A 10,022-nucleotide genomic window follows, 5' to 3' on the forward strand; every position below is an offset into this window, starting at 1 on the left:
GTGACACAGCTATGGGTAGACGTCGCTGACCTGCTGGACACCGTCGATACCGACCTGCTCCGCAACGACCGCATTGACGACCTGCGGATCGACCGGTGGCGGCCTCCGAACTCCTAACGGGAACGTGGCCGCCGCTGCCTACGGCGACAAGCGGCGCTGCTTCGCAAAATGACCGGGCGTCCTGACCGATGAAGGTCACCTGCTGCTCGGCTCAAACAGTAGGCCCGACGCCAGTCACGCAGTGTGAAATCAAAGCCTCGGGAGGGACGGGCGACTGTCACCCTTCAAGTGAGTTCGATGTGTAGCGAATCAAGTGGAGTCGGACACTCGGGGCGCTCGGTAGATGTGAGAATTCTCTGTACGGGATCAAGGCGGCCCGCTTCGCAGGCCGCTCGCGCCGCCAGCGCGTCGGTGATAGCCCGCCGGCGGCGCGCATACGAAGAAGCCCCGGCCCGCCATGATCGATGGCAGCTCCGGGGCTTCAAGATGGTCGAGACACAGGCAGCGCCTCCAGCGGGGCGCTCGGGCACTCCGGGATGGCTGAGGGGCGGACCGCGGACGGACTTCCGGCTATCGTTCACTGCCATGCTTCCTTCGAGTAACGACGCTTGGCCGACCGACGAGGATCTGCGGGCTGCGTACGCGCGCTTCGCGGCACGCATCCCCGGGTATGTGCAGCCAACCGCGTACACGTTGGCGCGCAGGGGGCGGGACGGGCTGACGGTCGGACACCTGAATGGGCCGGGCGGCGAGCACAAACTGCCAGCGGCCGTTCTGGCTTTGGTATGCGGCTACGTCAACGAGACAGGCGTCTTCCGGCTCAGCCGCGACCAGGTGGCCGAAGCGGTCGAACTATTGGCACCGGCCGAAGCAGCCATCCACTGGGAACATCCGAATCTCTGGTCATGGCGCAGATTACTCACCGCTGTCGAGCCCGGCAGTTCCTTTCTTGCCTACTTTGTAGCTCCCGGGCGTGGGTGATCAGGGAATGAGCCTCATCACTCGGCTCGCCCTCATTGGCGACCACCTCGACGCCGGATCACACGCGCCAGTCACCCGCGCGATCACTGGGTTGACGGCAACCGAGGGAATGAAGATCGACGCGACATGGATCCCGACGACAGAGGTCGACAACGCGCTCGACGACTTCGACGGGGTCTGGCTCACCGGCAGCCCATATGAGACCGAGGCGGGGGTCATCGCGGCCGCGGGTGCCGCCCGCCGGGCCGGCATCCCCCTCCTGGGAACCTGCGGCGGCTTGCAACTGGCCGTCATCGAGTTCGCCACGCAGGTAGCCGATCTGGCCGAAGAAGACGTCCTGGTCCCACTCTCCTGTTCACTCGGCGGCAACGAGTGCGTTGTCCTCGCGACGAGCGGCTCACTCTTCGAGCGAGCACTGGGCGCGACGCGAACCAGGGAGTACTACCACTGCTCCTACGGCCTCAACCCGGCCACCGCACAAGTGCTGACCGACCATGGGATGCGGTTCACCGGAGTCGACGGCGAAGGCATCGTACGAGTCGCGGAACTACCAGAACATCCGTTCTTCCTCGGCACCCTCTTCCAACCAGAACTCGCCACTGGCGCCGAACCTCACCCGATCATTCGGGCGTGGGCCACTGCGGCCAGTAATCGGGCCCGCATGAGGGCAGACCTGTAACGCGGCTCGGCCTACCCGTGGTGCCTCATGGCGACATCGTGGACGTCGGCGCGATAGCTACGGAGCAAGTACAGCAACGAAGTACAGCAACTGACGGCACCAAGCGGGACCACGGTGACCATCTTCAGACCGTCGACCAGCCGCGCGGGCCGTACCGAGCCGGGTTGCCAATCTCTGGGGTCAAGGGGTCGTCGGTTCGAATCCGGCCGTCCCGACGCAGGTCAAAGGGCTGATCCGGGATGTGGATCGGCCCTTTCGGCGTTCCTAGGGACCAAGATCAGGCAAGGTGGCGCATGGTGGCGCTCGTTGACCGCCGGTCTAGGAAGAGCCCTGATGGCATCTAGAGCCCAGACGGTTGCTGGGAGAGCCAATCCTGGTGCTGTGCCTTCAGCGCGTCCCGTTGCTCCCGGGCGGGCAGGATGACATCAGCCCCACCGTCGTAGGGGTGGTACAACCAGCGGAGATCCTTCGGCGCGAGGATCACGTTTGCCAACTCGTCATCGGCGACGGCCCTCAACAGGAGGTCAATCGCGCCCGGTCGCCATGGAATCGTCTCGGCGTAGAGCTGTGTGTAGCTGCGGCGCTCAGGCTCTTCCTCGGGGTTCTCCAGCAGGGTCTGCCAGTGCCATGCCGACGGTGCGACTTCTGAACGCCTCGGCCACATCTGGGGCGTGGTTGCCGGGTCCTCTGTCCACTCGCTGGTGACAACAAGGAGGACGGCACCTGGATCGAGTTCTGACAGCACTGCGTAGTGCCGGTGAAGCACGATCGCGTACTCGGTCTCGTTGTCTGAGTACCGCTTCGATCCTGGGAGGCTGTGGAACCTCACCCATCTGTCCGGGTAGTGGCCGGGTAGCCAATGGGCGAACGGCGGGCACTCGGGCCAACGCTGCTTCCACAGCTCGGTCAGGGCATGCGCATTCAGTTCTCGGCTCGGCGTCACCGCGTTGTTGTACCTCAGGTCGAGGGAGGAGATAGTCCCCGGGGACCAGGCCGGTCAAGTACGCCATCCGGTAGCGCTCCTTGACCGTTGGTCTGGTCCAGGAGCGCTCAATCGGGGCGCCTGCCGAATTGTTGGCTCTGTGCAACAAGGCCGTAGAGCGGGCAGCGCGGGGCCGGCCGGGTGTCAGGCTGACCTCGACCGGCGCTGGGGCCGATGTTTCCGGCTCCGCCACCACAGGGCGATGGCACCGGGCTCGTCCCGGGTGGCCGGCGGCACAACGAACTTCGGCTGGTTGATGAGGGTCACCGACAGGTCGATCAGCATGAGCGCCACGAAGACCAGGAAGGCGATCCAGGCCGCCTCGGCAGCCACCCGCGAGGTGCTGCCGTGCGTGGCTTCCGAGACGGCCGTCAACGCCATCGACGCGGTGAGCGCGGTGCAGCCGAGAATGCCGACCGGCAGTCCTCGGAGGAAACCCTCACGCAGGGCCTCGCTGAAGGGCCACCACTTCTTCGTCGCGGCAGGCCGCTGGATGTCGGCCTTCATCCGCCAGATCTTCGGCAGCTGCCAGAGCGCGATCAGACAGATCGGTGTCAGGACCAGGGCTGGAATGAGCAGTCGGAGATTCATCGCACTCCCTTTCTGGTCCTGTCCCCGTCCGATCCAGCTTTGTCCACGGCCACCGGAGCGGCCAGTCGAAGAGTCTGCGGATCGCGGGACGACACAGCCTGTCCGCCCGGGGCGGTGGTCCTCTGGATGCACGGGGCGCTGTTCATCGTGGCCGGCGACTCCGCCGGCGGGCACCTGGCGCTGCACCTCGGCCTGCGCGGCATCGACCGCCGATGGCGACCACGGCGAGCTGGAGTTCACCCGCGGCGACATGATCGAGTTCGTCCGTCAGTTCCTCGACCGGGTCGTCTGACCGGCGAGCGGTCGGACGCACCCGCCGGCTGGCCGGTAGTGTGCGGGCGCTTGTCCGCAGCCGAGGACCGGGAGGTGCGACGTGGGCGCGAAGACGGCCCTGCTGGCGTACGCCGATGGCGACATCCGTCCCGCCTTGCTCGGCGCGTCGCGCTCGGAGCGGTCCGAGACCGAGGCGCTGGTACGTCAGGTCCACCCGGGCTACGTCGTGGAGGCCGTCGACGACGGCTCGCTGTTCCAGGACGTCTACCCGCCGGACGACATCACGTACGCCACGAAGCTGGCCGGGGTGGAGCTGTGCTGCGACCGGCGGCTGGTGCTCGACCGGCCGTCCGAGCTGCCGGAACACCTGCGGCGGGCGGGAGCGGGCCGGCGGATCGTCATGCACGGGATGCACTCGGTCGTGGACTGGCTGTGTTTCGCGGTCTGGGAGGACGGCGAGCTCGTCAGGTCGCTGAGCCTGTCGCCGGACGGCGGCATCCAGGAGAACATCGGCGAGCCGTACGACTTCGAGCTGCCGTACTGGGCGGGGGAGCACCCGGTCGCGCCGGTACCGGGCTGGCCCAGCCAGGGGCCGTACCCGTTGCCGTTCCATCCTCTCGATCTGGGTGAGGAGGCCCTGCGTGCCTTGTTCGGCTTCGCCATCGAGGGCTGTCCCGACCCGGCCGATGTCGACACGGAAGCTGTTCACCTGCACGGCTTCCGCGTGACCGACCCGACCGGTGCGGAACAGGCTGCGCGGGAGGCCGAGTACGCGGAGGCACGACGGCTCATGGGCCCACCGCGACTGTTCCGGATGGGACCGGACGGGACGATGCACGAGGTCAGCCTCGACAGCCTGTGATGTGCCGGCCCCTGGTCGGCAGAAGGCCCGCTTCCGTCCGCGGTCGGGTCGTGTGATCCTGGCGGGATGCGAGTCGCGTCGATTCACACGTACCCCGTGAAGGGGTGCCGCCGGACCGACCGCGACACGGCGCGCGTCGAGCCGTGGGGCCTGGACGGCGACCGGCGCTGGCTCATCGTGGACGAGCAGGGCCTCGGCCTGACCCAGCGCGAGCACCGGGAGCTGGTGACGGTGCGGGCGGTGTCCCGGCCGGGCGGGCTGACCCTGGCCGCGCCCGGGTTTGCCCCGCTGGACCTGGCCGAACCGACGGGCGGCGAGGAGCTCCAGGCGCGGGTGTTCCGGAGCCGGCCGCCCGCACCGGTACGCGCCGCCGGCCCCGAGGCCGACGACTGGCTCCACCGGCTGTTGGGGCGCGCCGCCCGGCTGGTCTGGCTCGGTGACCCCACCGGCAACCGCGTTCCCTGGCCGGTTCCGGCCGGCTCCGGCGCCGAACTGAACTTCGCCGACGGCAGCCCGCTGCTGCTGGCCAACACCGCATCGCTGGACGCGTTCAACGGCTGGCTGCTGGAGTCGGGCAGCGCCGAGGGGCCGTTGCCGATGGACCGGTTCCGCCCCAACGTGGTGGTCAGCGGTGCCGCGCCGTGGGCCGAGGGCGAGTGGGTCGGCCGGCGGATCAGGATCGGCGGGGCCGTGTTCCACGCCGTGGGCGAGTGTGGTCGCTGTCTGGTCGCAACGATCGACCAGGAGACCGGGGAGCGGGGGCGGGAGCCGCTGTGGATGCTCGCCGCGCGGCGGAAGGTCGGCCAGAAGCTGCTCTTCGGTCTCCAGCTGACGGTGCGGGCCGAGCCGGGCGAGGGTCCGACCGTCAGCGTGGGCGACACCGTGCAGGTGCTCGACTGACCGCACCAAGATCGCTGTCCGTCCGCCAGCGCACGGTGACAGACAGCCGGGGCATGGAAAAGACGCTGGGGTACGCGGGCCTGTCCACCTGCTGCCGGCCCGCGATCTTGTCTGGAGAAGGAAGCGCGTCGGACACTGGCACGCGTGCGGACGACGACGGCAGGGCCGGACGTGGTGGTGGTCGGCGGTGGGATCGTCGGGATGACGGCGGCCCTCACGCTCCAGCGGCGGGGCGCGCGGGTGACCGTGCTGACCGCCCATGACCCGGCGGACACGGTGTCCACGGTGGCCGCGGCGGTCTGGTACCCGAGCCACACCGACCAGGACCCGCGGGTGCTGCGCTGGGCGCGGGAGACCCACACGGAGCTGGGCCGCCAGGCGGCGGACGGTGTGCCGGGGGTGGTCGACCGGCCGACCCGGATGCTGCTGCGCCGTCCGTACGACGGCCCGCCGTGGTGGGCGGAGGCGTGCGGGAGCCTGGTGGCCGAGCCGCTGGCGCCCCCGTACACGACGGTGCTGAGGTTCACCGCGCCGACGGTGGAGATGACGCCGTACCTGGCCTGGCTGCGGCGGCGGCTGGAGGCCGGCGGCGGGCAGGTGCTGCGCCACCCGGTGCGGCGGCTCGCGGACGCCTTCGACCTCGCCCCGACCGTCGTCAACGCCACGGGCCTGGCCGCCGGCCGGCTCGCCGCCGACCCGGCCGTGCACCCGGCACGCGGGCACGTGGTGCTGGCGGCGAACCCGGGCCTGACCGTGTCGGTGCGCGACGAGGACGACCCGGCCGGGATCACGTACGTGCACCCCCGCCGGCACGACGTGGTGCTCGGCGGCACGTACGAGCCGGGGGTGGGGCACACCCGGCCCGACCCGGACACGGCGGCGGCGATCCGGGCCCGCTGCGTGGCGCTGGTGCCGGAGCTGGCCGGCGCGCCGGTGCTCGGCGAGCGGATCGGGCTGCGGCCCGCGCGGCACGGCGGCCCGCGGGTCGAGGTGGACCCGGACCCGGCGGGCCCGCGCGGCAGCCGGCTCGTGCACGCGTACGGCCACGGCGGGGCGGGGGTCACCCTGTCCTGGGGGTGCGCCGCCGAGGTGGCGGACCTGGCCCTGGGCCGCTGACCGGGCGCGCTAGGTCCGTTGCCAGCGGATCTCGCCGCCGACGACGGTCGTCATGACCCTGGTACGCAGCACGGCGTCCGGCGATTCGCGGTAGGGGTCGGTGTCCACCGCGATGAAGTCGGCGAGCTTGCCGGGCGCGAGGACGCCCTTGCGGCCGTCCTCACCGGCGGCGCGGGCGGCGCCGAGGGTGTGGGCGCTGACGGCCTCGGCCATGCTCAGCCGCTGCTCCGGCTGCCAGCCGCCGACGGGGGTGCCGTCGGGACGGGCACGGGTCACCGCGGCGTACAGCGCGGCGAAGGGGTCGGGACTCTCGACGGGGGCGTCGGAGCCGAACGCCAGCAGCACGCCGGCGTCCAGCATCCCGCGCCAGGCGTAGGAGGCCAGGTCGTGGCCGGCCAGCAGGGAGTCGACGAGATCGATGTCGCTGGTGCAGTGCACGGGCTGCATCGAGGCGGCGATGCCCAGGTCGGCCATCCGGGCCAGGTCGGCGGGCCGCAGGTGCTGCGCGTGCTCGATGCGGTGCCGCAGCCCCGGCGTACGCCCGACCGCCTCGTAGGCGTCGATGACCAGGTGGTTGGCGCGGTCGCCGATGGCGTGGGTCGCCACCGCGATGCCGGCCCCCGCGGCCCGGGCGAACAGCCTGACCAGGTCCTCGTACGGGGTGACCGCGATGCCCACGTTGCCCTGCTCGCCGGCGAAGGAACGGCTCATGTGGCAGGTGTGCGAGCCCAGCGCTCCGTCGCTGAAGATCTTCACGGGCCCGGTGCGGAACCAGTCGTCGCCCTGCCCGGTCCGGCGGCCTTCGGCGATGGCCGCCTCCAGGTGACCCATGGGGATCGCCTTGTGGACGCGCAGCTTGAGCTCGCCGGCGTCGCGCAGGGCCAGGTAGGCGGCCCGGCAGTCCTCGCCGTCGATGTCGTGCACGCTGGTGAGGCCGAGCGCGAGCAGTTCCTCCTGCCCGGCCTTCAGCAGCTCGCGCAGGTCGGGGGAGACCATCAGGTCGCGCAGCGGGTCCGAGGCCGTTTCGCGGAGGATGCCGGTCGGCTCGCCGCCGGCGTCCCGGACGATCTCGCCGCCCACCGGGTCGGGGGTGCTCGCGTCGATCCCGGCCAGCCGCAGCGCCGCCGAGTTGGCCCACACCGTGTGGCCGTCCACGCTGGGCAGCGCCACCGGCAGCTCGGGGCAGACCTTGTCCAGCGCGTACCGGTCCGGCTGCGCCGGTGGATCCCAGGCGTTGCTGTTCCACCGGCCGCCGAACAGCCAGGCGCCCGGCCGCAGCCGTGCCGCGTGCGCGGCCACCGTCGACAGGGCCTCGTCCAGGCCGCGTACGCCGCGCAGGTCCACGGCGCCCAGGCTCTGCGCGTACTGCGCGGTGTGGATGTGGGCGTCGTAGAGCCCGGGAAGCACGGCGGCGCCGTCCAGGTCGATGAGCTCCGCGCCCCAGCCCGCCGCCTCACGTACCTCCGCCTCTCCGCCGACGGCCAGCAGGTGGTCGCCGTCCACGGCCAGGGCCGTGGCCAGCGGGTTGCCACTGTCTCCCGTGTGGATGGCGGCGTTGCGGTAGACGCGTCTGCTCATGCGACACTCGCGATCTTCGAGGGGCGGTGGTTCCTCACAGTAGGAAGGCAGGACGGAGGAGGAAAGCGCCGCGGACGGGAAATGCCCGCTACCTCGACCCGACGAGGCGGACCCACACCCGTTTGCCGCCGTCGGGCAGGTCCTCGACTCCCCACGCCTGGCTGAGGGCCTCGATGATCCTCAGACCGCGGCCGCCGTCGTTATCGGGCTCGCGCTGACGCGGAACGACCGCCGAGCCGTCCACCGCGCAGACGGTGACCTCGTCGCCGTGGGCGTGGAGGTGCAGGCTCAGGCAGCCGCCGCCGTGGCGCACCGCGTTGGCGACCAGTTCGTCGGCGACCAGCACCGCGTCCGCCACGTCCTCGAGGTGCTCGAACCCCCATGCGACCAGGGCCGAGTGCACGACCTGGCGGGCGGCGGCGAGGGCGTCTGCCCCGACTGGAAGATCCAGGCGTGCGGTCATCTCGTCCACCGGATCGTCCCCGTCTGTTCGATGTCAGATGTCCCTGACTGACGGGACCGCTACCCCCGCCCGGAGCAGGCAAAACTTGCCGCACAGCAACCGCCCGACCCGTGGCACGGCATGGTGGACGGTGGTCATCCTCCCACCGCGGACGGTGGGCGCCCCGCCCGCTGTCGGAGGGTCCGACGGGAGGGGCCGTAAGTCTCTGGCCGGAGCACCTGCGGCGAGTGACGCTCTACGGAGAGGTGCCCACCTGGCGGAGGTGACACGATGATGTACGGATACGGCTCCGGCTGGATCTGGATGACACTCATGCCGGTGGTGTGGATCGCCCTCATCGCCGTGATCGTCTGGGCGGTGGCCAGGCTCGTCCAACGTCCCGCCGACCACGGCCGGCAGGTGCGGGAGACGCCGCAGGAGATCCTCGACCGCCGGTTCGCGCTGGGCGAGATCGACGCCGAGGAGCACGGGCGTGCTCGGGCGCACCTGGCCGGACGGCACGCGGAATCCTCCTGAGCTCCCTGAGAGTGAGCGACGTCACCGAGGGCGGCGAGCAGGGGTCGGGCAGGCGGCGACGGGCGTGCAACGGGGAATGTGCCTTCGGCCGGCGGGGTTGACGATACCCATGGGGGTATGCCCCTAAGGGCTGGGTACCCAGGGGGGTATCCTGGTGTCAGGAGGTGTCATGAGGCTTCGACCGGAGATGACGTCGGATGCGCTGACGCGGCTCAAGCGGGCCCGTGGGCAGCTCAACGCGGTCATCGAGATGATGGAGAGCGGTGCGGACTGCCGCGAGGCGCTGACCCAGCTCGCTGCCGTGTCGAAGGCGATCGACCGCGCGGGCTACAAGATCATCGCATCGGGTATGCGGCACTGCGGGGCCGCGCGTGTTCGTGGCGAGGAGCCGGAGATGACCGAGGAGGAGTTGGAGAAGCTCTTCCTCGCCCTCGCCTGAGACAGGTGTGGCGCCACTCGCGCCGCGTCGCTGCGGCGTGAGTGGCGGTCGCTGAAGAGCAGGGCCGCAGTGTCTTTTCCACATACCCCCGGGGGTATATAGGTTTGCAACGCATGGAAGGAGCAGGGCATATGGCAGTCGAGGTCTCGGTGATCGCGACGTCGTCGCTGGGTGACCGCAGCTATCTGGCCTCGGACGGGCAGGTGGCGATCGTGGTCGACCCCCAGCGCGACATCGACCGGATCATGTACCTGGCGGGGGAGAAGGGCGTTCGGGTCACGCATGTGGTGGAGACGCATGTCCACAACGACTACGTCTCGGGCGGTTTGGAGCTGGCCCGGGTGACCGGCGCCCGGTACCTGGTGGCGGCGGCGGACGAGGTGGGCTTCGACCGTGTGCCGGTCTGCGACGGCGACCAGGTGGCCGTGTCGGACGGGGTGCGGCTGCGGGTGATCGGCACGCCCGGTCACACCTTCCACCACCTGTCCTACGTGCTCGACGAGGCCACCGACGGCGGGTGGCGGCCGGCGGGGGTGTTCACCGGTGGGTCGCTGCTGTTCGGCACGACGGGCCGCACCGACCTGCTGGGCGAGCGGCACGCCCACGAGTTGGCCCATCACCAGCACGCCTCGGCGCGGCGTT

The 10,022-nt window shown here is 70.5% G+C and carries 12 protein-coding genes; 8 read left to right on the plus strand and 4 right to left on the minus strand.

The window, feature by feature from the left end:
- Positions 1-585: 585 nt before the first annotated feature.
- A complete protein-coding gene (locus FXF50_RS28845) occupies positions 586-981 on the plus strand; it encodes a hypothetical protein (RefSeq protein ID WP_148432083.1) in 396 nt (131 codons plus the stop codon).
- A gap of 7 nt (positions 982-988) precedes the next feature.
- Entirely contained in the window at positions 989-1,660 is a 672-nt protein-coding gene (locus FXF50_RS28850; RefSeq protein ID WP_148432084.1) for a hypothetical protein, read from the plus strand.
- Positions 1,661-2,000: 340 nt separating this feature from the next.
- Here FXF50_RS28850 and FXF50_RS28855 read toward each other — a convergent pair whose 3' ends face one another.
- Together FXF50_RS28855 and FXF50_RS28860 are read right to left on the minus strand one after the other, a co-directional pair.
- On the minus strand, positions 2,001-2,603 hold the full coding sequence (locus FXF50_RS28855) for a hypothetical protein (RefSeq protein WP_148432085.1): 603 nt from the start codon (positions 2,601-2,603) through the stop codon (positions 2,001-2,003).
- 183 nt (positions 2,604-2,786) lie between these two features.
- Positions 2,787-3,473: a hypothetical protein gene (locus FXF50_RS28860; RefSeq protein ID WP_148432086.1), complete on the minus strand. Its 687-nt coding sequence runs from the start codon at positions 3,471-3,473 to the stop codon at positions 2,787-2,789.
- Between the two features lie 133 nt (positions 3,474-3,606).
- On the opposite strand from FXF50_RS28860, the gene FXF50_RS28865 reads away from it, so the two are divergent.
- The 3 genes from FXF50_RS28865 to FXF50_RS28875 all read left to right on the plus strand — a co-directional run bounded on the left by FXF50_RS28865 (position 3,607) and on the right by FXF50_RS28875 (position 6,384).
- Entirely contained in the window at positions 3,607-4,368 is a 762-nt protein-coding gene (locus tag FXF50_RS28865) for a hypothetical protein (RefSeq protein WP_148432087.1), read from the plus strand.
- Between the two features lie 66 nt (positions 4,369-4,434).
- Positions 4,435-5,268, plus strand: coding sequence for an MOSC domain-containing protein (locus FXF50_RS28870; RefSeq protein WP_148432088.1), 834 nt, complete (start codon positions 4,435-4,437; stop codon positions 5,266-5,268).
- Positions 5,269-5,412: 144 nt separating this feature from the next.
- The gene (locus FXF50_RS28875; protein ID WP_255510248.1) at positions 5,413-6,384 is read left to right on the plus strand and encodes an FAD-dependent oxidoreductase; all 972 of its coding nucleotides are present in this window, start codon (positions 5,413-5,415) and stop codon (positions 6,382-6,384) included.
- Positions 6,385-6,393: 9 nt separating this feature from the next.
- Here FXF50_RS28875 and FXF50_RS28880 read toward each other — a convergent pair whose 3' ends face one another.
- Positions 6,394-7,962: an amidohydrolase gene (locus tag FXF50_RS28880; RefSeq protein WP_148432089.1), complete on the minus strand. Its 1,569-nt coding sequence runs from the start codon at positions 7,960-7,962 to the stop codon at positions 6,394-6,396.
- 88 nt (positions 7,963-8,050) lie between these two features.
- Positions 8,051-8,425: an ATP-binding protein gene (locus FXF50_RS28885; protein WP_255510249.1), complete on the minus strand. Its 375-nt coding sequence runs from the start codon at positions 8,423-8,425 to the stop codon at positions 8,051-8,053.
- Between the two features lie 270 nt (positions 8,426-8,695).
- Between FXF50_RS28885 and FXF50_RS28890 the strand changes: the two genes are divergently transcribed.
- The 3 genes from FXF50_RS28890 to FXF50_RS28900 form a co-directional block, all read left to right on the plus strand.
- The gene (locus FXF50_RS28890) at positions 8,696-8,941 is read left to right on the plus strand and encodes an SHOCT domain-containing protein (protein WP_148432090.1); all 246 of its coding nucleotides are present in this window, start codon (positions 8,696-8,698) and stop codon (positions 8,939-8,941) included.
- Positions 8,942-9,110: 169 nt separating this feature from the next.
- A complete protein-coding gene (locus FXF50_RS28895) occupies positions 9,111-9,380 on the plus strand; it encodes a metal-sensitive transcriptional regulator (RefSeq protein WP_148432091.1) in 270 nt (89 codons plus the stop codon).
- Between the two features lie 131 nt (positions 9,381-9,511).
- The coding region (locus FXF50_RS28900; protein WP_148432092.1) for an MBL fold metallo-hydrolase at positions 9,512-10,022 on the plus strand (511 nt) is incomplete at its 3' end.

The organism is Micromonospora sp. AP08 (assembly GCF_008085935.1).
In the GTDB taxonomy this organism is placed as follows: domain Bacteria; phylum Actinomycetota; class Actinomycetes; order Mycobacteriales; family Micromonosporaceae; genus Micromonospora; species Micromonospora chersina.